Annotated in this window: 25 protein-coding genes; 10 read left to right on the top strand and 15 right to left on the bottom strand. The window is 68.5% G+C overall.

Annotated features, from left to right (window positions below; translation table 11 throughout):
- Window positions 1-40: 40 nt before the first annotated feature.
- The 3 genes from BMZ19_RS03190 to yrfG form a co-directional block, all read right to left on the bottom strand.
- Window positions 41-709, bottom strand: coding sequence for a YceH family protein (locus BMZ19_RS03190; RefSeq protein ID WP_090306756.1), 669 nt, complete (start codon window positions 707-709; stop codon window positions 41-43).
- Window positions 710-852: 143 nt separating this feature from the next.
- Entirely contained in the window at window positions 853-1,317 is a 465-nt protein-coding gene (locus BMZ19_RS03195; RefSeq protein WP_244517091.1) for a hypothetical protein, read from the bottom strand.
- A 165-nt stretch (window positions 1,318-1,482) separates the two neighbouring features.
- The gene (yrfG, locus tag BMZ19_RS03200) at window positions 1,483-2,166 is read right to left on the bottom strand and encodes a GMP/IMP nucleotidase (RefSeq protein ID WP_090306761.1); all 684 of its coding nucleotides are present in this window, start codon (window positions 2,164-2,166) and stop codon (window positions 1,483-1,485) included.
- Between the two features lie 120 nt (window positions 2,167-2,286).
- Here yrfG and nudE point away from each other — a divergent pair, with 120 nt between their 5' ends.
- On the top strand, window positions 2,287-2,853 hold the full coding sequence (gene nudE / locus BMZ19_RS03205) for an ADP compounds hydrolase NudE (protein WP_090306764.1): 567 nt from the start codon (window positions 2,287-2,289) through the stop codon (window positions 2,851-2,853).
- 8 nt (window positions 2,854-2,861) lie between these two features.
- A complete protein-coding gene (cysQ, locus tag BMZ19_RS03210; protein WP_090306767.1) occupies window positions 2,862-3,680 on the top strand; it encodes a 3'(2'),5'-bisphosphate nucleotidase CysQ in 819 nt (272 codons plus the stop codon).
- Window positions 3,681-3,867: 187 nt separating this feature from the next.
- Here the strand turns inward: cysQ and BMZ19_RS03215 are convergent, their stop codons facing one another.
- Entirely contained in the window at window positions 3,868-4,320 is a 453-nt protein-coding gene (locus tag BMZ19_RS03215) for a thioesterase domain-containing protein (RefSeq protein WP_090306769.1), read from the bottom strand.
- Window positions 4,321-4,507: 187 nt separating this feature from the next.
- On the opposite strand from BMZ19_RS03215, the gene BMZ19_RS03220 reads away from it, so the two are divergent.
- Complete coding sequence (locus tag BMZ19_RS03220) at window positions 4,508-4,870, top strand: BON domain-containing protein (protein WP_090306772.1); 363 nt, start codon at window positions 4,508-4,510, stop codon at window positions 4,868-4,870.
- A 69-nt stretch (window positions 4,871-4,939) separates the two neighbouring features.
- Here BMZ19_RS03220 and metK read toward each other — a convergent pair whose 3' ends face one another.
- Both metK and BMZ19_RS03230 read right to left on the bottom strand, forming a co-directional pair.
- Window positions 4,940-6,130, bottom strand: a complete 1,191-nt coding sequence (gene metK, locus BMZ19_RS03225; RefSeq protein WP_090306773.1) for a methionine adenosyltransferase — start codon at window positions 6,128-6,130, stop codon at window positions 4,940-4,942.
- A gap of 66 nt (window positions 6,131-6,196) precedes the next feature.
- The gene (locus BMZ19_RS03230; RefSeq protein WP_090306776.1) at window positions 6,197-7,186 is read right to left on the bottom strand and encodes an ArsR/SmtB family transcription factor; all 990 of its coding nucleotides are present in this window, start codon (window positions 7,184-7,186) and stop codon (window positions 6,197-6,199) included.
- Between the two features lie 235 nt (window positions 7,187-7,421).
- Between BMZ19_RS03230 and tkt the strand changes: the two genes are divergently transcribed.
- The 4 genes from tkt (at window position 7,422) to fba (ending at window position 13,175) form a co-directional block, all read left to right on the top strand.
- Window positions 7,422-9,422: a transketolase gene (tkt, locus tag BMZ19_RS03235; RefSeq protein WP_090306779.1), complete on the top strand. Its 2,001-nt coding sequence runs from the start codon at window positions 7,422-7,424 to the stop codon at window positions 9,420-9,422.
- Between the two features lie 217 nt (window positions 9,423-9,639).
- Window positions 9,640-10,698 (top strand): erythrose-4-phosphate dehydrogenase, encoded by a 1,059-nt coding sequence (gene epd, locus BMZ19_RS03240; RefSeq protein ID WP_090306782.1) that lies wholly within the window; start codon window positions 9,640-9,642, stop codon window positions 10,696-10,698.
- Window positions 10,699-10,703: 5 nt separating this feature from the next.
- Window positions 10,704-11,879, top strand: coding sequence for a phosphoglycerate kinase (locus tag BMZ19_RS03245; protein WP_090306785.1), 1,176 nt, complete (start codon window positions 10,704-10,706; stop codon window positions 11,877-11,879).
- A gap of 231 nt (window positions 11,880-12,110) precedes the next feature.
- On the top strand, window positions 12,111-13,175 hold the full coding sequence (gene fba, locus BMZ19_RS03250; protein WP_090306789.1) for a class II fructose-bisphosphate aldolase: 1,065 nt from the start codon (window positions 12,111-12,113) through the stop codon (window positions 13,173-13,175).
- Between the two features lie 103 nt (window positions 13,176-13,278).
- Here the strand turns inward: fba and BMZ19_RS03255 are convergent, their stop codons facing one another.
- Window positions 13,279-15,084: a sensor domain-containing diguanylate cyclase gene (locus tag BMZ19_RS03255; protein ID WP_090306792.1), complete on the bottom strand. Its 1,806-nt coding sequence runs from the start codon at window positions 15,082-15,084 to the stop codon at window positions 13,279-13,281.
- Window positions 15,085-15,268: 184 nt separating this feature from the next.
- On the opposite strand from BMZ19_RS03255, the gene BMZ19_RS03260 reads away from it, so the two are divergent.
- Window positions 15,269-15,775 (top strand): YgjP-like metallopeptidase domain-containing protein, encoded by a 507-nt coding sequence (locus BMZ19_RS03260; RefSeq protein ID WP_090306794.1) that lies wholly within the window; start codon window positions 15,269-15,271, stop codon window positions 15,773-15,775.
- An 87-nt stretch (window positions 15,776-15,862) separates the two neighbouring features.
- Here BMZ19_RS03260 and BMZ19_RS03265 read toward each other — a convergent pair whose 3' ends face one another.
- The 5 genes from BMZ19_RS03265 to yccS form a co-directional block, all read right to left on the bottom strand.
- On the bottom strand, window positions 15,863-16,807 hold the full coding sequence (locus BMZ19_RS03265) for a p-hydroxyphenylacetate 3-hydroxylase reductase component (RefSeq protein ID WP_090306796.1): 945 nt from the start codon (window positions 16,805-16,807) through the stop codon (window positions 15,863-15,865).
- Between the two features lie 140 nt (window positions 16,808-16,947).
- The gene (locus tag BMZ19_RS03270; protein WP_090306798.1) at window positions 16,948-17,301 is read right to left on the bottom strand and encodes a hypothetical protein; all 354 of its coding nucleotides are present in this window, start codon (window positions 17,299-17,301) and stop codon (window positions 16,948-16,950) included.
- Window positions 17,298-17,690, bottom strand: coding sequence for a phage holin family protein (locus tag BMZ19_RS03275; protein ID WP_090306801.1), 393 nt, complete (start codon window positions 17,688-17,690; stop codon window positions 17,298-17,300). The genes BMZ19_RS03270 and BMZ19_RS03275 overlap by 4 nt, the downstream gene beginning before the upstream one ends.
- Window positions 17,691-17,694: 4 nt before the next feature.
- On the bottom strand, window positions 17,695-18,003 hold the full coding sequence (locus BMZ19_RS03280) for an ElaB/YgaM/YqjD family protein (RefSeq protein ID WP_090306803.1): 309 nt from the start codon (window positions 18,001-18,003) through the stop codon (window positions 17,695-17,697).
- Window positions 18,004-18,092: 89 nt separating this feature from the next.
- The gene (gene yccS, locus BMZ19_RS03285) at window positions 18,093-20,297 is read right to left on the bottom strand and encodes a YccS family putative transporter (RefSeq protein ID WP_090306806.1); all 2,205 of its coding nucleotides are present in this window, start codon (window positions 20,295-20,297) and stop codon (window positions 18,093-18,095) included.
- A gap of 169 nt (window positions 20,298-20,466) precedes the next feature.
- Between yccS and BMZ19_RS03290 the strand changes: the two genes are divergently transcribed.
- Together BMZ19_RS03290 and BMZ19_RS03295 are read left to right on the top strand one after the other, a co-directional pair.
- A complete protein-coding gene (locus tag BMZ19_RS03290; protein ID WP_090306809.1) occupies window positions 20,467-21,843 on the top strand; it encodes an NfeD family protein in 1,377 nt (458 codons plus the stop codon).
- Between the two features lie 4 nt (window positions 21,844-21,847).
- The gene (locus tag BMZ19_RS03295; protein ID WP_090307347.1) at window positions 21,848-22,606 is read left to right on the top strand and encodes a slipin family protein; all 759 of its coding nucleotides are present in this window, start codon (window positions 21,848-21,850) and stop codon (window positions 22,604-22,606) included.
- Window positions 22,607-22,615: 9 nt separating this feature from the next.
- Here BMZ19_RS03295 and BMZ19_RS03300 read toward each other — a convergent pair whose 3' ends face one another.
- From BMZ19_RS03300 to dbpA, 3 genes are all read right to left on the bottom strand, one after another.
- Window positions 22,616-23,812 (bottom strand): BaiN/RdsA family NAD(P)/FAD-dependent oxidoreductase, encoded by a 1,197-nt coding sequence (locus BMZ19_RS03300; RefSeq protein ID WP_280142141.1) that lies wholly within the window; start codon window positions 23,810-23,812, stop codon window positions 22,616-22,618.
- 64 nt (window positions 23,813-23,876) lie between these two features.
- Window positions 23,877-25,286 (bottom strand): diguanylate cyclase, encoded by a 1,410-nt coding sequence (locus tag BMZ19_RS03305; RefSeq protein WP_170847694.1) that lies wholly within the window; start codon window positions 25,284-25,286, stop codon window positions 23,877-23,879.
- Window positions 25,287-25,534: 248 nt separating this feature from the next.
- A complete protein-coding gene (gene dbpA, locus BMZ19_RS03310; protein ID WP_090306814.1) occupies window positions 25,535-26,935 on the bottom strand; it encodes an ATP-dependent RNA helicase DbpA in 1,401 nt (466 codons plus the stop codon).
- Window positions 26,936-26,982: the final 47 nt, after the last annotated feature.

Genomic DNA, 26,982 nt, shown 5'->3' on the forward strand with positions numbered 1-26,982 from the left:
CTTCGGGCGGTTTTTTCGTTTTTGATCCTGCCGCAGCCGGCTAGTCGGCGCTGGCCTCCAGGCGGGCGAGGCGGGCCTCCAGCTCGGCGAGGCGCTCCTCGAGGGCGGCGATGCGCTCTTCCTGGGCGCTCGACGCCCCGCGGGATGCGGCCGGCTCCTCGGCGCGGGCGGCGAGCAGGCTCTCCAGCTCGGCCGGATCGCCCAGCTGATGGGCATAGCGCTCCTCGCGCTGGCCGCTCTGGCGCGGCAGCTGGCAGGCCAGTTCGCGCATCGCCAGGCGTTCGAGGTGGTGACGGACTTCCTCCTGATCGTCGAAGGCGTGCAGGCGGGCGCTGCGGGCGAACAGCTCGCCGAGGGTCTGCGGCCCGCGCAGCATGAGCAGGGCGAGCAGGATCAGCTGGGCGTGCACCAGCTCCAGCTGCTTGTCGGCGCGCTGTTCCCAGCGGTCGGCGCGGCTGCCCATCACCAGCCGGGTCAGGCCGCGCTGTTCCAGGCTGCGCAAGGCCTGGGCGAGTTCGCCGGGATGGAGGTTCATCAGTGGTTCGCGACTAGTCTTCTGGTTGCAGGCCAGTTGCAGGGCGTTGAGGGTCAGCGGGTAGCTTTCCGGCGTGGTGGCCTGCTTCTCGATCAGGCAGCCAAGGGCGCGGACCTCGACGGCGGACAGCGGCGCGTCGGCGAAGGGGGAGGGAGTGGGAGACGATTCGCTCATGGGCAAGGGCGCTCTGCGGGGAGGAGTGCCCTAGTGTCCCCAAGCCGGTGGGGCTTTGCCAGCAGCAAAGCACGCTCGCGCGTGCAGGATCGCCGCGCCAGCCCGTACGGGGCAGCAGGCGCGGCGGTGCTGCGAGGGACGACTCAATCGTCCCAGTGACGGCGATGCTTGTGCCTGTGCTTGCGGCCGTGGCCGCGACCATAGTCGCGGTAGCCGTGGTCGTGGCGATAGCCGCGACGGTCGCTGTAGTGCTCCTCGCGGGTGTTGCGGTCGCCGATGTTGTTGCCCAGTGCGCCGCCGACCGCGCCGCCGAGGCCGGCACCGACCAGACCGCCGGTGGTGCCGCCGAGGGTGCGGCCGACCGCGTTGCCGCCGGCTGCACCCAGGCCACCGCCGATCGCCGCCTCGGTCCGGCTGCCGTGGTTGGCGCTGACCGCGCCGCCAGCGGCGCCGCCGAGACCGGCGCCGATGGTGGAGCCGGTGCCGCCGCCGACCGCCTGGCCGACCACCGAGCCGAGTACCCCGCCGAGCGCACCGCCGACCGCGGTGCGGCCGTCGCCGTCGGCCCAGGCGGAACCGCCGGCCAGGGTCAGGGACAACAGGAGCATGGAGGAGTATTTCTTCATCGACACGATCACTCAATAGGGATGACGGCGCCGATCCTGCGCAGCCGGGCGGGCTTTGGCAAGGTCTGTTCCGACGGTCGGCAGCATTATGCAAAATTCTGCACGTTGCTGGCTTTTGTCTGGAACTTTGCCGGATATGCCCCGGTCTTATCGCTCTGGTTCGACCGCTTGCAGCCCCTCGCAGAGCGCCAGGTAGCAGTCCACGGCGGCGAATTCCTCGGTGTCCTTGCGTTCGCCGCGGCTGTCAGGCTGGCGCACGCCGAGCAGGTGGGCGATGCCGTACTGGCGGGCGCTGCGCAGGATCGGCAGGCTATCGTCGATGAACAGGCTGCGTGCCGGCTCGAAGCCGAAGTCCTGCTGCAGGGCGAACCAGAACTGCTGGTCCTCCTTGGCGAAGCCGTAGTCGTGGGAGCTGATCAGGCGGTCGAAGAACGGCGCCAGTTCGATCCGCTCCATCTTCAGCGACAGCGAATCGCGGTGCGCGTTGGTGATCAGCGCCACGCGCTTGCCGGCTGCGCGCAGGGCGGCGAGGAAGTGGTCGGCGTCCGGGCGCAGGGCGATCAGGTGGGCGATCTCCTCCTTCAAGGCGCGCACCGGCAGGTCCAGCTCGCGGCTCCAGAAATCCAGGCAGTACCAGCTCAACTGGCCGGCATGCTGCTGGAACAGCGGCAGCAGCTCGGCCAGCGCGGCGTCGAGGCTGATGGCGTGCTTGTCGGCGTAGCGCTGCGGCAGGTGGTGCAGCCAGAACTGGTTGTCGAAGTGCAGATCGAGCAGGGTGCCGTCCATGTCGAGCAGGACGGTGTCGATCTGGTTCCAGGGCAGCTGGGACATGGGCGGGCGGCTCGGGCTGGGCCGGCAGGGGCGATGGCCGCAGGGCGGCGCGACACTCTGCCGGGAGTCGAAAAAGGGATGCGTTATGGTAACGTGTCGGCTCGCCAAGGAGTCCAGCATATGCGTCAGAAACCCGATGTTCTCGCCCGCGCCATCGTGGCCAAAAGTCGCCTGTTTACCGTCGAAGAACTGCAGTTGCGCTTCAGCAACGGCGTCGAGCGTACCTACGAGCGCCTGCTCAATCGCGGGCTGGGCTATGGCGCGGTGATGGTGGTGGCCATGGAGGATGCCGAGACGGTGCTGCTGATCGAGGAGTACTGCGCCGGCGTCGATGCCTACGAGCTGTCGCTGCCCAAGGGCCTGATCGAGCCGGGCGAGGACGTGCTGGCGGCGGCCAACCGCGAGCTGAAGGAGGAGGCCGGTTTCGGCGCCCGCCAGCTCGAGCACCTCACCGGCCTGTCGCTGTCGCCGGGCTACATGAGCCAGTGCATCCAGGTGGTGCTGGCCCGCGACCTGTACCCCGAGCGGCTGCCCGGCGACGAGCCGGAAACCATCCGAGTCGAGCGCTTCAGCCTGCGCGACATCTCGCGCCTGGCCCTGTCCGAAAACTTCAGCGAGGGGCGCGCCCTGGCGGCCATGTACCTGGTGCGCGACCTGCTGACCCAGCGCGGCGAGTATCAACCGTGAGTCCAGCCATGAGTCATCCGCTGCTGGCGGGCGTGGTCGAGCTGGTGCAGCAGGCCGGCGTCGCGACCCTGTCGTACTGGCGCGACGATGTGGCCATCGAACTCAAGGCCGACGCCTCGCCGGTGACCGCCGCCGACCTGGCCGCCCATCGCCTGCTGGCCGATGGGCTGGCGCAGCTAGCGCCGGAGATCCACCTGCTGTCCGAGGAGGACTGCGAGATCGGCCTGGCCGTGCGCCAGCACTGGTCGCGCTGGTGGCTGGTCGATCCGCTGGACGGCACCAAGGAATTCATCGCCGGCAGCGAGGAGTTCACCGTCAACGTGGCGCTGATCGAGCAGGGCAAGGTGGTGTTCGGCGTGGTCGGCGTGCCGGCGCGCGGCCTGTGTTTCTATGGCGGTGCCGGCCTGGGCGCCTGGCGGCTGGCGAACGGCGCGGTCGAGCCGATCGGCGTGCGCATCGCGCCGCCGGAGGCGTTCACCGTGGTCGCCAGTCGTCGCCACTCCAGCCCGGCGCAGGAGCGCCTGCTCAACGGGCTGAGTGAGCGCTTCGGCGACCTGGCGTTGGCCAGCGTCGGCAGTTCGTTGAAGTTCTGCCTGCTCGCCGAGGGCAGTGCCGACTGCTATCCGCGTCTGGCGCCCACCTCGCAGTGGGACACCGCGGCGGCGCAGGGCGTGCTGGAAGGCGCCGGCGGCGAGGTGCTCGACCTGCACGGCCAGCCACTGGACTACCCGGCGCGCGAGAGTCTTCTCAACCCGCATTTCCTCGCCCTGCCGCAGGCCGCCGAGTGGCGCGAGGAACTGCTGCAGCTGGCCCTGGCGCTGGACTGAGCCCCGCCGCCTTGGGCGGGGTTCTGCAGGAGGCGCGCCCCTGCGGCGATGCGGGCCGCAGGTCCGCCAGAAAGCCCGAGCTCCGTAAGGTGGCAACTCGTGCAGCGATTGTTCACCTGTCAGGCCGCAGCGCGGGGCTGGCAGAAGACCTCTGCGCGGACTTTCTACCCTACGGGCTGCGGCGCACTCACTTGTGCAGCACGTACTCCCCATGCAGATGCACGGCGTCGGCACCGCTCGGCGCGGGGATGCGGATGTCCAGGTACAGGCGCGCGCGGCCGCGGCGGCGGTACAGGGTTTCGAACTTCTTCCAGTCCTCCTCGCTCGGCGCGGCGCAGATCGCCACGGCCTCCTCGACCACCGGCAGCGGATAGTCGATCTGCCCGCCCTTGATCACGATATGCCCGTCGTCGATGCCGGCCTCGCGCAGGCGCAGGGTCAGCCAGCCCCAGCCGGCCAGCACGCTGATGCTGTACAGGCTGCCGCCGAACATGCTGCCGGTGTGATTGACGTTGGGCGCCAGCGGCATGGCCAGGCGCAGTTCGTGGTGGTCCCAGCTGGCGACGCGCAGCTGCATGGCGCGGGTCAGCGGGATGTCGTGGTGGAGGAGGTCTTCCAGATAGCGACAGTCGGGTTTCATGTCCGGGGTGTCCTGGTGCGAGGCAAGAAGGGTAATGATCCTGCGTCGCGCCGGCAGCTGCAATCGCTCGGGTACCTCGTCCAGGCGGGTCTATAATGAATTGTTGCTCATGCTTGCGGGGTGACCTGTCACTGCCGTTGCGAAGCGGCCGCAGGCGGGGCTGAACGTACCCTGGGAGGTACTCGCCATGAAAATGCATTCCTTCAATCGCTACTCGCACGATCTGGGTGCGACGGTTCAGGATCTTTGGCTCACCGCCAAGGTGAAATCCGCCCTGGAGCTGGCCAAGCCGACCCGCGGTCAGCATATCCACGTCAAGGCCCATGCCGGGGTCGTGACCCTGAGCGGGCAGGTGGCTAGCCACCAGTTGTGCGAGCAGGCCATCGAACTGGCTCGCGGGGTTCACGGGGTCGCCGAGGTGGATGCCCATGAACTGGAAACCTGGATGGTCGCGCCGGGCCATCTACCCGAGGCGCCCAACGAGGAGGAAACCGTCGACTGTCAGGATCATGCGGCAATGGACAAGGACCGCAGCAAGACCCGCCACTAGCGCACGGACCGCCCACGAAAAAGCCCCGCACAGCTCGCGCTGGCGGGGCTTTTTCATGTCGCGGTGGGATTACAGACCGGCAGCGGCGCGCAGCGCCTCGGCCTTGTCGGTCTTCTCCCAGGTGAAGGTGGTGAAGGTGTCGTCGCCGACGGTCATCACCTCCGGGGTACGGCCGAAGTGGCCGTAGGCCGCGGTCGGGCGGTACATCGGGTGCAGCAGGTCGAGCATCTTGGTGATCGCGTACGGACGCAGGTCGAAGACTTCACGCACCAGCTTGATGATGGTGTCTTCGCTGACCTTGTTGGTGCCGAAGGTGTTGATCGAGATGGAGGTCGGCTGGGCCACGCCGATGGCGTAGGACACCTGGATCTCGCAGCGCTCGGCCAGGCCGGCGGCGACGATGTTCTTGGCCACGTAGCGACCGGCGTAGGCGGCCGAACGGTCGACCTTGGACGGGTCCTTGCCGGAGAAGGCGCCGCCGCCGTGACGGGCCATGCCGCCGTAGGAGTCGACGATGATCTTGCGGCCGGTCAGGCCGCAGTCGCCCACCGGGCCGCCGATGATGAACTGGCCGGTCGGGTTGATGTGGAACTGGGTGTCCTTGTGCAGCAGTTCGGCCGGCAGGGTGTGCTTGATGATCAGCTCCATCACCGCTTCCTGCAGATCGGCCTGGCTGATCTCCGGGTTGTGCTGGGTGGACAGCACCACGGCGTCGATGCCGACCACCTTGCCGTTCTCGTAGCGGCAGGTGACCTGGCTCTTGGCATCCGGGCGCAGCCACGGCAGCAGGCCGGACTTGCGCGCTTCGGCCTGGCGCTCGACCAGGCGGTGCGAGAAGCAGATCGGCGCCGGCATCAGCACGTCGGTCTCGTTGCTGGCGTAGCCGAACATCAGGCCCTGGTCGCCGGCGCCCTGGTCTTCCGGCTTGGCACGGTCGACGCCCTGGTTGATGTCCGGGGACTGCTTGCCGATGATGTTGACGATGCCGCAGGTGGCGCCGTCGTAGCCGACGTCGGAGCTGTTGTAGCCGATGTCGACGATCACGTCGCGGACCAGCTGCTCGAGGTCGATCCACGCGCTGGTGGTGATCTCGCCGGCGACGATGGCCACACCGGTCTTCACCAGGGTCTCGCAGGCCACGCGGGCGTGCTTGTCCTCGGCGATGATGGCGTCGAGGACGGCATCGGAAATCTGGTCGGCGATCTTGTCCGGATGGCCTTCGGACACGGACTCGGAGGTGAAAAGGGAATATTCGCTCATCAATCGGTTCCTGTTATTACCGGTGGGTGAGTCGGCCTCGCGGCCGTGTCAAGACAACAGTGTGGTTCATGTTCGGGATGCCGCTTCGGCGCGGGCGAAGTGGCGCACCTGGATCTGGAAGCCGTTGCGCAGGCCCAGGTACAGGCTTTCGCCGGCGACCAGGCCGGCCTCTGCGGCCCAGCGCGCCAGCTCGTCCTGATCGAAGCCGAGCCAGATATCGCCGCAGGCCTCGCGGGCCCAGCTCTGGTGGTGGCTGCACAGCTCGGTGAGCAGCAGACTGCCACCGGGGTTGACCAGCCGCGCCAGCTGGCCCATCGCCGCGGCCGGGTCGGCGAAGTGGTGCAGGACCATGTTCAGCACCACGCAATCGGCCGCGGCTTCTGCGTCATGCAGGGCATCGGCCAGTTTCAGCTCGACGTTGGCCAGGCCCTCGGCGGCGCAGCGCTGGCGGGCCAGCTCGAGCATCGCCGGGCTGCTGTCCAGCGCGCTGACGCGGGCGAAGCGCCGGGCCAGCTCGGGCAAAAAGGCGCCGTCGCCGGGACCGACCTCCAGCGCCGTGGCGCTGGCGGGAAAGTGCAGGGCATCGAGCAGGGTCAGCAGGCTGTCGCGGTACTGCGCCAGCCCTGCGATCAGGTCCTGCTGGGCGCGGAACTTCTCCAGGGTGCGGGCGAAGAAATCGCGCGCCGCCGCCGAGCGCTGCGCCTGCACCTCCTTGATGCGGGCCTGCACTTCGCCGGGCAGCTGCAGGGCGTCCACCTCGTCGAGCAGCGCGGCATGCAGCGCACCGCCGGTCTGCTCGCTCTGCGCCAGGGCGCGGCGGTAGAAGATCGCGTTGCCTTCGCGGCGCGTCGCGACCAGCCCGGCCTGGGCCAGCACCTTGAGGTGGTGGCTCATCCCTGACTGGCGCATGGCGAAGATCTGCGCCAGCTCCAGCACGCCGAACGAATCGCTGGCCAGCACGCGCAGCACGCTCAGGCGCAGCGGGTCGCCGCCGGCCTTGCACAGGGCGGCCAGTTCGTCGCTGGGGTCGTGGCGGAATGCGGGCTGGGTACTCATAAGGCGGCGAAGTCTAGTCGCCGCGGCGACGGGCTGCAACTTCTGCATCAAAAAGTTTTGATATTGCCGGGCGCCGACCGGGGCGGATTGGCCCTGCGCCGCCGCCGCGGCCGGGCGCTGGCGGCGCGTGCCGGCAGCCAATTCGTTCGCTGCGACCATCTGTGATTGCCCGTTCCCCTCCGGCTGGGCGAAAATAGCCGCCTTTTTGATCAGCCCCCCCTGCAGGAGACCAGCGATGCCCAGTCGTCGTGAGCGAGCCAATGCCATTCGTGCCCTCAGCATGGATGCCGTGCAGAAAGCCAACAGCGGCCATCCCGGTGCACCCATGGGCATGGCGGACATCGCCGAAGTGCTGTGGCGCGACTTCCTCAAGCACAACCCGCAGAACCCGCAGTGGGCCGACCGCGACCGCTTCGTGCTGTCCAACGGCCACGGCTCGATGCTGGTCTACTCGCTGCTGCACCTGACCGGTTACGACCTGGGCATCGACGACCTCAAGCAGTTCCGCCAGCTGCACAGCCGCACCCCTGGCCACCCGGAATACGGCTACACCCCGGGCGTCGAGACCACCACTGGCCCGCTGGGCCAGGGCATTGCCAACGCGGTCGGTTTCGCCATCGCCGAGAAGGTGCTGGGCGCGCAGTTCAACCGTCCGGGCCACGCCATCGTCGACCACTTCACCTACGCCTTCCTCGGCGACGGCTGCATGATGGAAGGCATCAGCCATGAAGTCTGCTCGCTGGCCGGTACCCTGGGCCTGGGCAAGCTGGTCGCCTTCTACGACGACAACGGCATCTCCATCGACGGCGAAGTCGAGGGCTGGTTCACTGACGACACCCCGGCGCGCTTCGAGGCCTACGGCTGGCAGGTGATCCGCAACGTCGACGGCCACGACGCCGACGAGATCAAGACCGCCATCGAGACCGCCCGCGCCGAAACCGCGCGGCCGACCCTGATCTGCTGCAAGACCACCATCGGCTTCGGCTCGCCGAACAAGGCCGGCAAGGAAGAGTGCCACGGCGCGCCGCTGGGCGCCGACGAGATCGCCGCGACCCGCGCGCAACTGGGCTGGAACCACGGGCCGTTCGAAATCCCCGCCGACATCTACGCCGAGTGGGATGCCAAGGAAGCCGGCGCCGCCCGCGAAGCCGCCTGGAACGAGCGTTTCGCCGCCTACGCCGCCGAGTTCCCCGAGCTGGCTGCCGAGTTCCAGCGCCGCATCGCCGGCAAGCTGCCGGCCGACTTCGCCGAAAAAGCCGCCGCCTACGTCGCCGACATCGCCGCCAAGGGCGAGACCATCGCCAGCCGCAAGGCCAGCCAGAACGCGCTGAACGCCTTCGGCCCGCTGCTGCCGGAATTCCTCGGCGGCTCGGCGGATCTCGCCGGTTCCAACCTGACCCTGTGGAAGGGCTGCCAGAGCCTCACCCACGCCGACGCCTCCGGCAACTACCTGCACTACGGCGTGCGCGAGTTCGGCATGAGCGCGATCATGAACGGCGTCGCCCTGCACGGCGGCTTCATTCCCTACGGCGCGACCTTCCTGATCTTCATGGAATACGCGCGCAACGCCGTGCGCATGTCGGCGCTGATGAAGCAGCGCGTGCTCTACGTGTTCACCCACGACTCCATCGGTCTGGGCGAGGACGGCCCGACCCACCAGCCGATCGAGCAGCTGGCCAGCCTGCGCGGCACGCCGAACCTCGACACCTGGCGTCCGTGCGACGCGGTCGAGTCCGCGGTGGCCTGGAAGTACGCCATCGAGCGCAACGACGGTCCGAGCGCGTTGATCTTCAGCCGCCAGAACCTGCCGCACCAGGCGCGCGACGCCCAGCAGTTGGCCGACGTGGCCCGCGGCGGCTACGTGCTCAAGGACTGCGCCGGCGAGCCGGAGCTGATCCTGATCGCCACCGGTTCGGAAATCGGTCTGGCCGTGCAGGCCTTCGATGCACTGACTGCCCAGGGCCGCCAGGTGCGCGTGGTGTCGATGCCGTCGACCAGTGTGTTCGACCAGCAGGATGCCGCCTACAAACAGGCCGTGCTGCCGGTGCAGGTCGGTGCGCGCATCGCCATCGAGGCCGCGCATGCCGACTTCTGGTACAAGTACGTCGGCCTGGAAGGCCGCATCATCGGCATGACCACCTTCGGCGAATCCGCACCGGCGGCGCAGCTGTTCGAGGAGTTCGGTTTCACCCTCGACAACGTGCTGAGCACCGCCGAGGAGCTGCTGGACGTCTGAAAACCTTGAATAAATCTGCTGCGCTCGATATCTCGCGTTTCGGCGGTGCTCGGAATCCTCACGTATTTCAATACGTTGCGGTTCCTGCGCCCGGCGTCACGCGACCTGTCTTCGCTCGCGACGATTTCTTCGAAGGTTTTAAGTGCCAAATAGAGTCCCGGTAGGGTGGAAAACCGCAACGCGGTTTTCCACCTGCCCAGCCGAGCAAAGAGCACCCATGCCCAACCGCCCCTACAAAGTCGCCCTAAACGGCTACGGCCGCATCGGCCGTTGCGTGCTGCGTGCGCTCTATGAACGTGGTGCGGATGCCGGGCTGGAAATCGTCGCGCTCAACGACCTGGCCGACCAGGCCAGCATCGAGTACCTGACCCGCTTCGACTCCACCCACGGCCGCTTCCCCGGCGAGGTGAAGGTGGCCGGCGACTGCCTGCACATCAACGGCGACTGCGTGAAGGTGCTGCGCGAGGCCACCCCGGAAGCCATCGACTGGGCCGCGCTGGGCGTCGATCTGGTGCTGGAGTGCACCGGCGTCTACCACACCCGTCTGCAGGCCGAACGCTTCCTGGCTGCCGGTGCGCCGCGGGTACTGTTCTCCCAGCCGATGGCCAGCGAGCACGACGTCGACGCCACCATCGTCTACGGGGTCAACCAGGCCAGCCTGAGTGGCGCCGAGCGTTTGCTGTCCAACGCCTCCTGCACCACCAACTGCAGCGTGCCGCTGCTCAAGTTGCTCGACGAGGCCATCGGCCTCGACTACGTGACCATCACCACCATCCACTCGGCGATGAACGACCAGCCGGTGATCGACGCCTACCACCACGAGGACCTGCGCCGTACCCGCTCGGCGTTCCAGTCGGTGATCCCGGTGTCGACGGGCCTCGCCCGCGGCATCGAGCGCCTGCTACCCGAGCTGGCGGGCCGCGTGCAGGCCAAGGCGATCCGCGTGCCGACGGTCAACGTGTCCTGCCTGGACATCACCCTGCAGACCCGCCGCGACACCAGCGTCGCCGAGATCAACCGCGTGCTACGCGAGGCGGCCGAGCGCGGCCCGCTCAAGGGCCTGCTCGACTACACCGAGCTGCCCCACGCCAGCTGCGACTTCAATCACGATCCCCATTCGGCCATCGTCGATGGCAGCCAGACCCTGGTTTCCGGCCCGCGGCTGGTCAACCTGCTGGCCTGGTTCGACAACGAATGGGGCTTTGCCAACCGTATGCTCGACGTGGCGGACCACTTCCTCCGCGTCGCCCATTGCCCACAGCCCATGAAGGACTGAAGCCCATGACCACGCCGTTCGTAAAAATAGCGAAGATGTCCGACCTCGACCTCGCCGGTAAGCGCGTGCTGATCCGCGAAGACCTCAACGTCCCGGTGAAGGACGGCGTGATCAAGAGCGACGCCCGCATCCTCGCCTCGTTGCCGACCATCAAGCTGGCGCTGGAGAAGGGCGCCGCGGTGATGGTCTGCTCGCACCTGGGTCGCCCGACCGAGGGCGAGTTCTCCGCCGAGAACAGCCTCAAGCCGGTTGCCGACTACCTGAGCAAGGCGCTGGGCCGTGAAGTGCCGCTGGTTCAGGACTACCTGGGCGGCGTCGACGTGCAGCCGGGCCAGATCGTGCTGTTCGAGAACGTGCGCTTCAACAAGGGTGAGAAGAAGAACAGCGACGAGCTGGCCCAGCAGTACGCCGCGCTGTGCGACGTGTTCGTCATGGACGCCTTCGGCACCGCCCACCGCGCCGAGGGTTCGACCCATGGCGTGGCCAAGTTCGCCAAGGTCGCCGCGGCTGGCCCGCTGCTGGCCGCCGAACTGGACGCGCTGGGCAAGGCGCTGGGCAGCCCGGCGCGGCCGATGGTGGCCATCGTCGCCGGCTCCAAGGTGTCGACCAAGCTCGACGTGCTGACCTCGCTGGCCGACATCTGCGACCAGTTGATCGTCGGTGGCGGCATCGCCAACACCTTCCTCGCCGCCGCCGGCTACAAGGTCGGCAAGTCGCTGTGCGAAGCCGACCTGCTGGATACCGCCAAGGCCATCGCCGCCAAGGTCAGCGTGCCCCTGCCGGTCGACGTGGTGGTCGCCAAGGAGTTCGCCGAAACTGCCGCAGCGACGGTCAAGCTGATCGCCGACGTGGCCGACGACGACATGATCCTCGACATCGGCCCGCAGACTGCGGCGATGTTCGGCGAAATGCTCAAGGCCTCCAAGACCATCCTGTGGAACGGCCCGGTCGGCGTGTTCGAGTTCGACCAGTTCGGCAACGGTACCAAGGTGCTGGCCCAGGCCATCGCCGCCAGCGATGCCTTCTCCATTGCCGGCGGTGGCGACACCCTGGCGGCCATCGACAAGTACGGCGTGGCCGAGCAGATCTCCTATATTTCCACCGGCGGCGGCGCCTTCCTCGAGTTCGTCGAGGGCAAGGTCCTGCCGGCCGTGGCCGTGCTCGAAGAGCGCGCCAAGTAAGCACGCCCGGCACCCCGCCATGATGGCGGGCGGGATGCCGTGGTTGCGGACCGTCGACGCCCAGGACGGGCGTCGTCGAGCCTACAGGGAGGTATCCACGGCGTGTCCGTAGCCGCGGTATCCCGCTTGCAGCGAGCCTGCCCGTCGATGGCAGGCGCGAACACTTGAACCCGGCTCGCCCCTGCGGCAGGCTGGTCTCCGAATAAACGACCCTTACTGGGAGCTACACAGATGGCACTTATCAGCATGCGCCAGATGCTGGACCACGCCGCCGAATTCGGCTACGGCGTGCCGGCCTTCAACGTCAACAACCTCGAGCAGATGCGCGCCATCATGGAAGCGGCCGACAAGACCGACTCCCCGGTGATCGTCCAGGCCTCCGCCGGTGCCCGCAAGTACGCCGGTGCGCCGTTCCTGCGTCACCTGATCCTCGCCGCCATCGAGGAATTCCCGCACATCCCGGTGTGCATGCACCAGGACCACGGCACCAGCCCGGACGTCTGCCAGCGCTCGATCCAGCTGGGCTTCAGCTCGGTGATGATGGACGGCTCGCTGCGCGAAGACGGCAAGACCCCGGCCGACTACGACTACAACGTGCGCGTGACCCAGCAGACCGTGGCATTCGCCCACGCCTGCGGCGTCTCCGTGGAAGGCGAGCTGGGCTGCCTGGGCAGCCTGGAAACCGGCCAGGCCGGTGAAGAGGACGGCGTCGGCGCCGAAGGCACCCTCGACCACAGCCAGATGCTCACCGATCCGGAAGAGGCCGCGGCCTTCGTCAAGGCCACCCAGGTCGACGCCCTGGCCATCGCCATCGGCACCAGCCACGGCGCCTACAAGTTCACCAAGCCGCCGACCGGTGACATCCTCGCCATCGACCGCATCAAGGAAATCCACAAGCGCATCCCCAACACCCACCTGGTGATGCACGGCTCCTCCAGCGTTCCGCAGGAGTGGCTGAAGGTGATCAACCAGTTCGGCGGCGACATCAAGGAAACCTACGGCGTGCCGGTCGAGGAAATCGTCGAGGGCATCAAGCACGGCGTGCGCAAGGTCAACATCGACACCGACCTGCGCCTGGCCTCCACCGGCGCCATCCGCCGCATGATGGCCGAGCAGCCGAGCGAGTTCGACCCGCGCAAGTTCTTCGCCAAGACCATCGAGGCCATGCGTGACATCTGCATCGCCCGCTACGAAGCCTTCGGCACCGCCGGCAACGCCTCGAAGATCAAGCCGATCTCCCTGGAAGGCATGTACCAGCGCTACGCCAAGGGCGAGCTGGCCGCCAAGGTCAACTGATCCGGCGCGTTCGCTTCAGTTAGTCCCACAAGGCCCGCTGCGTGCGGGCCTTGTGCTGTCCGGGGCTCCGGTTCGCCCACGGCAGGGATGCGCGCGGCGCCGATCACAGGCATTCGATGCGGTTGCGGCCGCTGGACTTGGCGCGGTAGAGCGCCATGTCGCTGCGCGAAAGGGCGGCATCGACGCTGGTATCGCTGGCAGTCAGGACGGCGATGCCGATGCTGAGGGTCATGGCGATGCACTGATCGCCGTGCTGCAGCGGGTTTTGCGCCAGTTGTTGCTGCACGCGCCGGGCAAAGGCCGTGGCCTCGGTGAGGTTCGCACCGCTGAGGATCACGGCAAACTCCTCGCCACCGACCCGGCCGGCCATGTCGCTTTTGCGCAACTGCGCGCGCAGGATGTCTGCGAAATGCCTGAGCGCCAGGTCGCCGGTCGCATGCCCCCACCGGTCGTTGATCGACTTGAAGTGGTCCAGGTCGCACATCAGCACCGCCGCGCAGTGGCCCGCGCTGCGCTGCATGCGCGCCAGCTCGGCCTCGATCTGCGTCATCAGGTGGCGCCGATTGGGCAACTGGGTGAGGAAGTCGGTGGTGGCGAACTCCAGCAGCTCGGCCTCGATGCGCTTGCGCTCGGTCACGTCAGTGATGAAGCCGTGCCACAGGGTGCTGCCGTCCTCCAGCCGCCGCGGTTGCGCGGCGCCGTGTCGCCAGCGCAGTCCCTGTCTGGGCAGTCGGACGCGGTACTCCAGGTCCCAGGGCGTCAGGCTGGTCGCCGAGGCGTCGAGCGCAGCCCTGTAGGCGGGCAGGTCATCCGGGTGAATCAGCGCGTCGATCATCGCGTCGCTGTCGGCGACCTGCTCCGGGGTGACCTCGTAGATAGACTGGATGCCGGCGCTGGCGTAGGAGAACAGCGACTCGCCAGTCGGCCAGCGCCGGTACTGGAAGACCAGGCCGGGAACCTCATTGGTCAGGTTGGTGAGCAGGTCGACGGACTGCTGCAGCCGCTCCGACAGCGCGTGCATGGCGGTGATGTCGGTGGTGGTGCCGATCATGCGCAGCGGTCTGCCCTCGCGGTCGCGGCTGACCACCTTGCCGCGGCTGGAGATCCACTTGTAGCGGCCATCCTTGCAGCGGATGCGGTGCTCCACCGCGTAGCCTTCCGTCTTGCCCTCGAAGTGCGCCTGGATAGTGGCCTGCACGTAGGCCAGGTCGTCGGGATGGATGCGCTGGTAGCTGTCTTCGATGCGATTGCCGACCTCGGCATCCGCATAACCGAGAATCGCTTTCCAGCCGCTGGAGTAGTGGATCTCCCCGGTCTGCACATTGCGGTCCCAGATCCCGGTGCCACTGCCGGCGATGGCCAGTGCCATTCTGCGTTCGCGGTCACGCAGGTCGGCGGTATCCGCCTGCAGCCGGGCGGCAGCGCGGTCGCTTTCCACGCTGGCGGCCGCCAGGCGGGCAAGGTCGCGGAAGCATTCGCGCTGCCCGCCATCCAGTGCCTGCGGCTGGTCGTCGAGCAGGACAAAGACCCCGATCGTGCTTCCGTCCGCGGCGAGCAGTGGGCAGGCGGCATAGAAGCGCATGCACGGATTGTCGATGACCAGCGGGTGGTGGCGAAAGCGCTCGTCGGTGTGGGTATCGGGCACCACCAGCATCCCGTCGCCAAACAGTGAGTGCTCGGAGAACGGCAGGTCGCCGGGCTTTTGCCCGCCGGGTGGGCCGGCGCAGGAGACAAGTCGTTGCCGGTCGGCGTCGATCCGCATGATCAGCGCGACGGCGACGCCGAAGTGGCGTTTCGCCAGACGAGTCAGGCCGTCAAAGCGCTCGTCCGCTACCGGGGGCGTAGCGTCGGGCGATTTGCGGCTCGCGATCTGCGGGCTGGCGGCGTCAGGGGGCGCGGAAGTCAGCATATCCAGTTAACTCGACGGTGGCCGGGAGGCGATGCGTTGGGTACAGGAAGGACAACTGTAGCCTGTAGTCTAGCTGCGTGCTGCAAGGCTCGGTGGGCAGACCTGGTCTGTCTGACGGAGTGGCACGCCCGCAGTTGCCGCGGCCGGGTAGAATGCGCCCATTGTCTGCCGCCCCCCGATGCCCATGACCCCGCTCAAATACCTTTCCGCCTACCCCCTGCAATTGCAGGACCAGGTACGCCGGCTGATTGCCGACGAGCGCCTGGGCGAGTACCTGGCCAAGCGTTACCCCGAGCGCCACGCGGTGCAGAGCGACAAGGCGCTGTATGCCTACGTCATGGAACTCAAGCAGCAGTACCTGCGCAATGCGCCGGGCATCGACAAGGTGCTCTACGACAGCAAGCTGGACGTGGTGCGCAAGGCCCTCGGCCTGCACACCGCGGTCTCAAGGGTGCAGGGCGGCAAGCTCAAGGCGAAGAAGGAGATCCGCGTCGCCGCGCTGTTTCGCGACGCGGCACCGCAGTTCCTGCAGATGATCGTGGTGCACGAGCTCGCGCACCTGCGCGAGTTCGACCACAACAAAGCGTTCTACCAGCTCTGCGAGCACATGCTGCCGGGCTATCACCAGCTGGAGTTCGACCTGCGGGTCTATCTGACCTGGCGCGAGCTGGGCGCCAACCAGCCCGTGTAGGCGGCCCGACCCTGGGGCGATGCTCCTGGCCCTTGGCGGACCTGCGGATCGCATCGCGGCGAGGGCGCGCTTCTCCGGGTCGAGTCCTTATTGCGCCGCCATCACCACCTTCAGCACCTTCTTGAAGGTCTCGATTTCCTCGGTGCTGACCCCGGCGAACACCGCTTCCTGTTGGCGCCGGGAGATGTCCCACAGCGCCTCGGTCTGCGCCCGACCGGCGTCGGTCAACTGGTGGCCGGCGGTCGTTTCGCTGACCAGGCCCTTCTGTTGCAGGTTGGCCAGCGCCTCCTTGATCTCGCGGGTCGGCATCGCCACCTCGCGCTGCAGGGCGACCAGGTCCAGCTGGGCGCTGTCTTCCAGCACCATCAGCATGCGCGCCTCGCTGGTGCTCAGGCCGGTGGACAGCTGCTTGGGGGCGTAGCTGGCCTGGTAGGCGTTGACCGCCTGGATCATCAGATAGAACAGGTTGCTGCTCATCAGCCGGCCGTGCATGGTGGCTGGCGCGGCGTTCGGGTCGCTCTTCTTCGGCGCGCGCGGATGCGGCAGGACCATCGAGTAGGCGCCCTGGTGGTAGAGCAACGGCGAGCGGCCGAAGTCGTCGAAGGCGGCGACCTTGCCGATCAGGATCCAGTGGTCGCCGCCGTCCACCTGCTGGAAACGCTCGCACTGGAAGCGTGCCGCGCAGTCGGGGAACAGCGGCGCGCCGCCCAGGCCGGCTTCGTAGACGACGCCGGCGAACTTGTCCTCCTGCGGGCGGGCGAAGTGGTTGGACAGCTCGATTTGGTCGGCGGCGAGGATGTGTACCGCGAAGTGGCTGGCGGCCTCGAATACAGCCTGGCTGCCGGAGCGCTTGTCGATGCTCCACAGCACCAGCGGCGGCTCCAGCGACACCGAGTTGAAGCTGTTGGCGGTCACCCCGACCTGCTCGCCGGACGGGCTGCGGGCGGTGACGATGGTGACGCCGGTGGCGAAGTTGCCGAGGGCGCGGCGGAACACTCGGGGGTCGAAGCCGGTTGCGCTGGTTGTGGTCATTGCGGACTCTCCGGTCGTGGCGTCTGGGGCCTGCCTGCACCGGCAGGCTGGGCTGCGTGGCGCTTGTGAATTTCAGTCTAGGGTGGCTGGGTGGGCAAGACCAGCGGCCGGGGCGCCGTGTCCCGCTCGGCGTGCGGGCCTCAGGGCGGCGGCTGGCCTGGCGGCGGCGCTGCACCACGTGGCTGGGGCGTGCCGAGCAGGCGCAGGGCGCTGACCAGCAGCGGTACGTAGGGGCCGGCCTGGCGCAGCCAGCGGCGCAGGCCGCCGATGTTGCGGCCGCCGAAAAAGCCCAGCAGGGTGACACCGGCCAACCCCCACAGCGGCGCGTGGCGCAGGTTCATCTGCTGTTGCCAGGCGCGCACCTGCTGCAGCGGCTGGGTCAGGCGCAGGGTTTCGTAGTGCAGCTCCTGGCGATGCAGCTCCAGTCGCATGCGCACCAGCGCCTTGCGCATCTGTTGCGGGGTGGCGTGCTCCGGCAGGCGAGGCGGGATCATGGCAGCAGTTGCTCGCGGTCTCGCGCCAGCTCTTCGAGACTGGCGCTGAAAGGGGAGGTCTGCCGGCGCAGGGCGGCGAACAGGCGCCACAGCGCGAGCAGGCAGCCGAGGCCGTGGCACAGGCACAGCACGATGATCGCCTCCAGGCGGTGGCTGTCCCAGAACAGCAGCAGCACCAGAACGCTGAGGGCGAACAGCAGCAGGAGGCCGAACAGCAGGGCCAGACCGGCGTACAGCAACTGGCGCAGGCTGGCGGCCTTCTGCTCTTGCAGTTCGATGCCCAGCAGTTCGAGGTGAGCGTGCAGCATGCCGAGGGCAGCCGCGCCCGCACCGCGCAGCGCGGAGTTGCCAGCGGGGCTGGATGTGCCGTCCTGCGCTCCCTCGCTCATAGCTTCAGCGTCGCGCGATCAGCATACCGAGCAGCACGCCGAGGCCGGCACACAGGCCGAGCGACTGCAGCGGGTGCTCCTGTACATAGTGTTCGGTCGCCTGCACGCCGGCCTTGCAGCACTCGCGCACCGACTCCTGGTTGGCGTTCAGGCTTTTGCGGGCACGCACGAGGCTGGCCTGGATCTGCTCGCGCAGCCCCTCGGCCTGATCGCCAACCAGGCTGGCCGACTGCTGCAACAGCTTCTCGGTGTCCTGAACCAGTGCCTGGAAATCTGCCAGCAGCGGATCCACGGAAGGGGTCTTGTGGGCCATGGGCGGTTCTCCTCGGTTGAGTGAGCCTTGAGTGTAGGACGGCCTGCCGGCATTTGCCCGGGTCTTCACGGCCGCTCGACCGCCGGGCTTCAGGCCGCCGGCGGCAACGCTGCGGCGGGCTCGCTGTCCGGGTGCAGCAGGCGCTCCGCCAGGCTGCGCAGGGGCGCCAGCTGGCGACAGATCAGCGCCAGTGCGGTGCGCAGCAGGCGCTGGCGCTCGTCGATGTCCTCCGGCAGCTGCTCCAGCTCGCGGGCCAGGGCCTCCTCGTCGAGGGCCGGACTGGCCGGCGCGCGGCGCTCGACGAGGCCGGCGGCGATCGCCTCGAGACTGCCGGCCAGGTGCGCGGCGGCCTGTTCGATCAGCCCGCCGCGCAGCTCGACCGGCAGCGCCGCACGGTGCGCGCCGAGTGCCGACAGGTAGCTGAGCAGGGTGTGCGACAGCGCCAGGCAGCGAAAGCCGATATCCGCCTCGCGGCGAAAGTGGCCGGGCTCCAGCAGCATGCTGGCCAGGGTGGCGGACAGCGCGGCGTCGGCGTTGTGCGCGTTGCGCCGGGCCAGGCGGTAGGCGAGGTCGTCGCGCTTGCCGCTGGCGTACTGCTCGATGATCTGCCGCAGGTAGCGGCTGTGGCAGCTCAGGGTACTGGCCACCACTCGGTGCAGGCGCCGGCCCTGCCAGTCGGGGAGGATCAGGAACACCGCCAGGCCGGCGATCAGGCTGCCGAGCAGGGTATCGACCAGGCGTGGCCAGATCAGCCCGTAGCCGTCGCCGACCTGGTTGAAGCAGAACAGCACCATCAGGGTGATCGCCGCGGTGGCCAGGGTGTAGCGGCTCGAGCGGGTGACGAAGAAGGCCACCCCGGCGGCCACGGCGATCAGCGACTGCACGACGGCGCCGGGGAACAGGTCGAACAGCGCCCAGCCGACGAGCAGGCCGAGCACGGTGCCGATGATGCGCTGGACCAGCTTGGTGCGGGTGGCGCCGTAGCTCGGCTGACAGACGAACACCGTGGTCAGCAGGATCCAGTAGCCCTGGGTGGGATGGATGGCGTGCAGCACGCCGTAACCGGCGGCCAGCGCCAGGGCCAGGCGCAGGGCGTGGCGGAACAGCAGCGAGGTGGGGGTGAGCTGCTGGCGCAGACGCTCCCAGACCTCGCGCAGGCTGTGCGGGTCACGGTCGTGCAGGGTGCTGTCCTGCTCCTCGGCCAGCGCCTCCGGATTGCTCGCCGCACCGAGCAGCTGCTCGAGGGTGCCGAGGTTGCCGGCCAGTGCGCGCAGCGAGCGCAGCAGGCCGCGCCACTGCGGGTTGTCCTGCGCCTGCAGGTGGTCGAGGGAGGCGCGCAGGTCGTCGAGCGCCTGGGCGCTGGCGCGCTGGTAGTCGAATGGCTGGCGCAGCTCGATGGCCGCGGCCAGCGCGCGACAGGCCTTGCCCTGCTGGCGCAGCAGCAGCTGGCAGCGGAACAGCACGTCGCTGTGGAAGAACGCCTCGGCCAGGCGGTTGTACGGGTAGTGCGAGGAGCTGGCGCGCTCGTGGATGTCCTGGGCGAGGAAGTACAGCTTCAGGTAGCGGCTGACCTGCGGGCTGGCGCGGCCCTTGCCGACCCGGTGGAGGATGATTTCCTTGGCGGCGTTGAGCGCCGCCACCAGGCGGCCGTTCTGCTGCGCCAGCTCGAGGCGGCGCTGCTCGACGTCCAGCTCGCGCACCGGCTCGAACAGCGCTGCCTTGAGGCGCAGGTACAGGCCCAGTTCGCGGAATACCCGGGCCAGCGCCTGCTGCACCGGCTGCTGGCTGAACAGCGCCTGCCAGAGCACCGAGAGCAGGCCGTACCAGGCCGCGCCGGCGACCAGCAGCAGCGGTTGGCGCCACAGGTCGGCGACCTCGCCGCCGCGCTGGTCGACGGCGATCATGGTGTAGATGGACAGGATCAGGGTGCCCGAGGCGATGGTGCCGTAGCGCTCGCCCAGCGCGCCGAGCAGGGTCAGGCCGAAGGTCGACAGCGCCAGCGCGGCGACGAACAGCCAGGGATAGGGGAACAGCAGCTCGACGGCGAAGGCCGCGGCGGCGAAGCACAGCAGGGTCACCAGCAGCGCCTGCAGGCGGCCGCGCCAGCTGTCGTCGGTCTCCGCCAGGGCGCTGGCGACGATGCCGAGGAACAGCGGAATCAGCAGGTCCATGCGCTCCTGCTGCCAGCACAGCGCCATGCTGCCGGTGAGGGCGACGAACACCCGCAGGCTGTAGCTGAACTTGTCCAGCGCCCAGAGGCGGCGCAGGGATTGACGGAGCGAGGTGGCGGGCATGGAGCGTCCTGGCTGAAAGGCGTGCGGCGGCTGCGCGGCTGCGGCAACCGTCTCGCGGCATTCTAAACACAGCACAGGCTGTCGGGCAGCTCCCGCCGCGGTGGGGCGCCGGGGCGTGGTTCGGCTATTCTTGAAGTGTTCCCCTACCAGACATGTCGGGAGGCAGGCCATGTCGCCACTCGCGCACGGCTGGCGCTGGATGCTCGCGTGGTGCTTGCTGGTGCCGTCGCTGCTGTTCGCCGCGCCGTCACCGGTCGCGGTGCTGACGGTGGAGGGCGCGATCGGCCCGGCCAGCGCCGACTATGTGCTTCGCGGTCTGGCGCGAGCCGGAGAGGAAGGCGCGCAGCTGGTGGTGCTCGACCTCGACACCCCGGGCGGGCTGGACACCTCGATGCGCGCGGTGATCAAGGCGATCCTCGCCAGCCCGCTGCCGGTGGCCACTTACGTGGCGCCCAGCGGCGCGCGGGCGGCCAGCGCCGGCACCTACATCCTCTATGCCAGTCACGTGGCCGCGATGGCGCCGGGTACCAACCTCGGCGCCGCGACCCCGGTGCAGATCGGCGGCCTGCCCGGTGCACCGCCGCAGCCACCGGGGCAACCCGCAGCGCCAGAGAAGAACGAGCCGGCGCCCGCCGATACCCTCAGTCGCAAACAGATCAACGATGCCACCGCCTATATCCGCGGCCTCGCCCAGCTGCGCGGACGCAACGCCGAGTGGGCCGAGCAGGCGGTGCGCGAGGCGGCCAGCCTGAGCGCCGAGGATGCCCTGCGCCTCAAGGTGATCGACTACTTGGCCAGCGACCTGGCCGACCTGCTGCGCCAGCTGGACGGCAAGCGGTTCGCGGTGGTCGACGGCAGCGTGACCCTGGCCACTGCCGGCGCCGAGGTACGCCTCTATCCGCCGGACTGGCGCACGCGGCTGCTGACGGTGATCACCAATCCCAGCGTGGCGCTGATCCTGATGATGCTCGGCGTCTACGGGCTGTTCTTCGAGTTCTCCAATCCCGGCCTGGGCGTCGGCGGCGTGCTCGGCGGGATCTGCCTGATTCTCGCCCTGTATGCCCTGCAGCTGCTGCCGGTGAGCTATGCCGGGGTGGCGCTGATCCTGCTCGGCATCGCCTTCATGACCGCGGAGGCGTTCATGCCCAGCTTCGGTGTGCTCGGCATCGGCGGCGTGGTGGCCTTCGTGGTCGGTGCGCTGATCCTGATCGATACCGAGGTGCCCGGCTTCGGTATTCCGCTGCCGCTGATCCTGACCCTGGGGGTCGGCAGCGCACTGCTGATCGTGTCCATCGCCGGTATGGCCCTGAAGGCCAGGCGGCGCGCGCCGCAGAGCGGTGATGCCGGGCTGGTCGGCAGTCTGACCGCGGTGGCCGGGCTGCAGGCCGGCGATCCGCAGGCCGGCTGGGTGCATCTGCAGGGCGAGCAGTGGCAGGTGCGCTGCGCGACGCCGTTGCAGGCGGGCCAACGGGTGCGGGTCATCGCCCGCCGCGGTGTGTGGCTGGAGGTCACGCCCGCTGACGGGATCTCCTCGGGAGGAAACTGACATGATGGGTTTCGAGTTGAGCTTTGGTGTACTGCTGCTACTGCTGGTCAGTCTGCTGGCGTCGATGTTCCGCATCCTGCGCGAGTACGAGCGCGGCGTGGTGTTCCAGCTCGGCCGCTTCTGGAAGGTCAAGGGACCGGGACTGATCATCCTCATCCCCGGCATCCAGCAGATGGTGCGCGTCGATCTGCGCACCATCGTGCTGGATGTGCCGACCCAGGACGTGATCTCCCGTGACAACGTCTCGGTGAAGGTCAACGCGGTGGTCTACTACCGGGTGCTCGATCCGCAGAAGGCGATCATCCAGGTCGAGGACTACCAGGCGGCGACCAGCCAGCTGGCGCAGACCACCCTGCGCGCGGTGCTCGGCAAGCACGAGCTGGACGACATGCTGGCCGAGCGCGAGCGGCTCAACGCCGACATCCAGCAGGTGCTCGACGCGCAGACCGACGCCTGGGGCATCAAGGTGGCCAACGTCGAGATCAAGCACGTCGACCTCGACGAGTCGATGATCCGCGCCATCGCCAAGCAGGCCGAAGCCGAGCGCGAGCGGCGCGCCAAGGTGATCCACGCCGAGGGCGAGCTGCAGGCTTCGGAAAAGCTCATGCAGGCCGCCGAAATGCTCGGCCGCCAGGACGGCGCCATGCAGCTGCGCTACATGCAGACCCTCGGCGCCATCGCCGGCGACAAGAGCTCGACCATCGTCTTCCCAATGCCCATCGACCTGTTGCAGAGCCTGGTGGAGCGGGACAAGAAGGGCTGACGCGCCGCGTTACACCACTTCCCCGGCAGCATGCCCCGAGGCCCAGGCCCACTGGAAGTTGAAGCCGCCGAGGTGGCCGGTGACGTCGAGCACCTCGCCGACGAAGTACAGCCCGGGGGCCTTCTGCGACTCCATGGTCTTCGACGACACCTCGCGAGTGTCCACGCCGCCGAGGGTGACCTCGGCGGTGCGGTAGCCCTCGGTGCCGGCCGGCACCAGCCGCCAGGCGGACAGCTGCGTGGCGACGGCCTGCAGTTCGCCCGGGGTGTACTGCTTGAGTGGCTTGCTGGCGCACCACAGCTCGCAGAGCAGGCCGGCCATCTTCTTGGTGAACACCTCGCCGAGCAGGGTCTTCAGCTCGATGTTCGGCCGCTCGGCCTGCTGGCCGGTCAGCCAGTCCAGCGCGTCGCGATCGGGCAGCAGGTTGATTTCCAGGCTGTCGCCGCTGTGCCAGTAGGAGGAGATCTGCAGCATCGCCGGGCCGCTGAGACCGCGGTGGGTGAACAGCAGGTTCTCGCGGAAACTCTTGTCGTTGCAGCTGACCATGCAGTCCACCGAGGTGCCGGACAGCTCGGCGCACAGCGCCTTGAGCTGCGGGTCGGTGATGGTGAACGGCACCAGGCCGGCGCGGGTCGGCAGCACGTTGTGGCCGAACTGGCGGGCGATCTGGTAGCCGAAGCCGCTGGCGCCGAGGGTCGGGATCGACAGGCCGCCGGTGGCGATCACCAGCGACTGGCAGGCGACCTCGCCGGCGCTGGTGGCCAGTCGGTAGCCATCGTCGCTGCGCTCGATCTGCTCGATGGCGGTATCCAGGCGGATCTCGGCGCCAGACTCGGCGCATTCGACCAGCAGCAGCTGGAGGATGTCGCTGGCCTTGCGGTCGCAGAACAGCTGGCCGAGCTTCTTCTCGTGGTAGGGCACGTCGTGCTTGCACACCAGCTCGATGAAGTCCCACTGGGTGTAGCGGGCCAGCGCCGACTTGCAGAAGTGCGGGTTGTGCGAGAGGAAGTCGGCCGGCTCGGTGTACATGTTGGTGAAGTTGCAGCGCCCGCCGCCGGACATGAGGATCTTCTTGCCGGCCTTGTTGGCGTGGTCCAGCACCAGCACGCGGCGCCCGCGCGCGGCGGCGGTCAGCGCGCACATCAGGCCGGCGGCGCCGGCGCCGATGATCACAACGTCGGAGGTCTCAACAGCGGGACTGGACACGGCGGGGTTCTCTGGCAGGCGGGAAGGGCGCGCATGGTAACAAAGCGTCGCCGGCCTGCGCAGATCAGAGCTCGTCCGGCGGGATCGGCGCGTCCTGCGGCTGGTCTTCGGTGTGCTGACGGCCGAGCTGGGTGCAGTTGCGTCCGGCGGCCTTGGCCTGGTACATCGCCTGGTCGGCCTCGCGCAGCAGGTCGTTGCCGGTGCCACAGTCCTCGCCGAAGCTGATGCCGATGCTGGCGCCGATGCGGATGCTCAGCGTGCCCAGCAGGAAGGGCTGGCTGAGGGCGTCGAGAATGCGCCCGGCCAGTGCCTGGGCCTGCTGCGGGCTGCCGATGCTTTCGCAGATCAGCACGAACTCGTCGCCGCCCAGGCGCGCTACCAGATCGGTGGTGCGGGCGCTGGCCTGCAGGCGGCGGGCGACCTCGATCAGCAACTGGTCGCCGACTTCGTGACCATGGCAATCGTTGACCGGCTTGAAGCCGTCGAGGTCGAGCAGCAGCACGGCGAGCATCTCGTGGCGCCGGCGCGCCCGCTGCCAGGCCTGCTCCAGATGCTGGCGTAGGGCCATGCGGTTGGCCAGGCCGGTGAGCGGGTCGCGCATGGCCAGTTCGCGCAGGCGCTCATTGGCGGCAGCCAGCGCCTCGGTGCGTTCGGCCACCCGCTGCTCGAGGATTTGCTCCTGCTCCTGCAGGGCCCGCAGGCTGTGCGCCTGGGCGGCGTTCTTCTCGAGCTTGAGGGCGTTGAGGTGCGCGGCCAGGGCGTAGGACAGCAGCAGCATGTGCAGCGCCGAGCCGAGCAGCAGGGCGTTGCTGGTGAGGGGGTTCGACGGCAGCAGGCCGACGATGCGCAGCGCCAGCAGCAGCGCGCCACCCTGCAGCAGCAGCCAGGCGGCGACGAAGATACGCGCTGCCGGCACCCGGCGCAGCATGCCGTCGAAGCCGCAGAGCGACAGCAGCAGGAGATTGCCGGCGCTGAGCAGCGCGAGGGCGTGCAGCAACGGCTGGACCGGCAACAGCGGGCTGCCGAGGGCGATGGCCAGGAGGATCGCGATGTCCAGGGTCAGCAGACGGTCCCAGCGCGGCGCCTGGCGCACGGTATCGAGGAAGCTGCGACCGAACAGCAGCGCAAAGATATTGGCCAGGGTGATGAAGACCGGCAGGGCGTGGCTGTCCCATGCTCCCCCCGGCGGCCACAGGTACTGGTTGCCGAGACCGCTGACGCCGAGCATGGCGCCGACGAAGCTGGCCGCGAACAGGACATAGAGCAGGGTGCTGCGCTCGCCCAGGGCGAGGAACAGCAGCAGGTTGTAGCCGATCAGCCCCAGCAGCATGCCGAAGTACAGCGCCAGCAGGACGGTGGCGCTGTCGGAGTCGAGGGCGTGGCCATTCTCCAGCAGGGGTGTCAGGGCCGACTGGCCGACGGCGGGCAGCGCCAGCAGGGCGAGCAGCGGGAGCAGGCTGAGCAGCCGCAACACGAGCCCCCCAGCGGGACGGACAACCGCCCGTACCGGCTCGGGCGGGCGGGCGCTCCGGCTGGATGCGTGGTGCATGGAGTGGCTCGTGAATCCCGTCGCGGTTAGCGGCGTCGCGGTGCCGGAAGGGCACAACAACTCCGTCATGGCCGATTGCCATGCCTCAACTGTAGCCACTGGCCGCCGGGGGCGCCGGGAGAAAGCGCGTCGCCGTGCAGTCGGCGCTCAGGCGCCGACGAGCGGTGGCGGACTCAGAGAATGCGGGCCTTGAAGCTGCGCCCCTTGACCTTGCGTTCGCTCAGGCGCTGCAGCGCGTCTCGGGCCAGCTCGCGCTCGACCGCCACGTAGGCGTTGTAGTCGTACAGGGTGATCTTGCCGATGCGTGCGCCGGGCAGACCGTCTTCGCCGGTGAGGGCGCCGAGCAGGTCGCCGGCGCGCAGCTTGTCCTTGCGCCCGCCATTGATGCACAGGGTGGTCATCGGCGGCAGCAGGCGCTCGTCGCCCAGCGGCTTGAGCTTGTCCAGGCTGGCCCAGTTCAGCGGCGCCTGTTGCAGTGCCTCGATGGCAGTGGCCCGGTTGGCCTCGCTCGGCGCCACCAGCGACAGGGCCAGGCCCTTGGCGCCGGCGCGGCCGCTGCGGCCGATGCGGTGGATGTGCACCTGCGGGTCGCGCGCCAGCTCGAAGTTGATCACCGCCTCCAGGGTGTCGATGTCCAGACCGCGCGCGGCCACGTCGGTGGCCACCAGCACGCAGCAGCTCTGGTTGGCGAACATCGCCAGCACCTGGTCACGCTCGCGCTGATCGAGGTCGCCGTGCAGGGCCAGTGCGGAGATCTTGCGCGCGTTGAGCATCGCCGCCACTTCCTGGCACTGCAGCTTGGTATGGCAGAACACCACGCTGGAGGCCGGGCGGAAGTGCAGCAGCAGGCGGGCCACCGCCTCCATGCGCTGGTCGGGGTCGACTTCGTAGAAGCGCTGCTCGATCTGGCTGTCATCGTGCTGCGACTCCAGCTCGATGCGCTGCGGCTTGCGCATGAAGCGCGCGGCCAACTGCTCGATGCCTTCCGGGTAGGTGGCGGAGAACAGCAGGGTCTGCCGCTTGGTCGGGGTCTGCTCGATGATCTCGCTGATCGAGTCGACAAAGCCCATGTCGAGCATGCGGTCGGCTTCGTCGAGGACCAGGTGGTTGAGGCCGTCGAGCTTGAGGGTGCCCTTGCGCAGGTGTTCGAGGACGCGCCCCGGGGTGCCGACGACGATGTGCGCGCCATGCTCCAGCGAGCCGATCTGCGGGCCGAAGGGCACGCCACCGCACAGGGTCAGCACCTTGATGTTGTCGGCGCCGCGCGCCAGCAGGCGGATTTCCTTGGCCACCTGGTCGGCCAGTTCGCGGGTCGGGCACAGCACCAGCGCCTGGCAGCCGAAGTAGCGCTGATTGAGCGGCGCTAGCAGGCCGAGGGCGAAGGCGGCGGTCTTGCCGCTGCCGGTCTTGGCCTGGGCGATCAGGTCGTGACCGGCGAGGATCAGTGGCAGGCTCTGCGCCTGGATCGGTGTCATCTGCCGGTAGCCAACGGCGTCCAGACTGGCAAGAAGGCTGGCGGGCAGTGGCAGGGAGGAGAAGGCGTCGGTCACGGTGTCGGGTCTGTATGAGCACATGGATGGACAGTGTAACAGGCTGGCGTCCAGGTGCCGCCGCTGGCAGG

It is taken from the genome of Pseudomonas linyingensis (assembly GCF_900109175.1).
GTDB lineage: Bacteria > Pseudomonadota > Gammaproteobacteria > Pseudomonadales > Pseudomonadaceae > Geopseudomonas > Geopseudomonas linyingensis.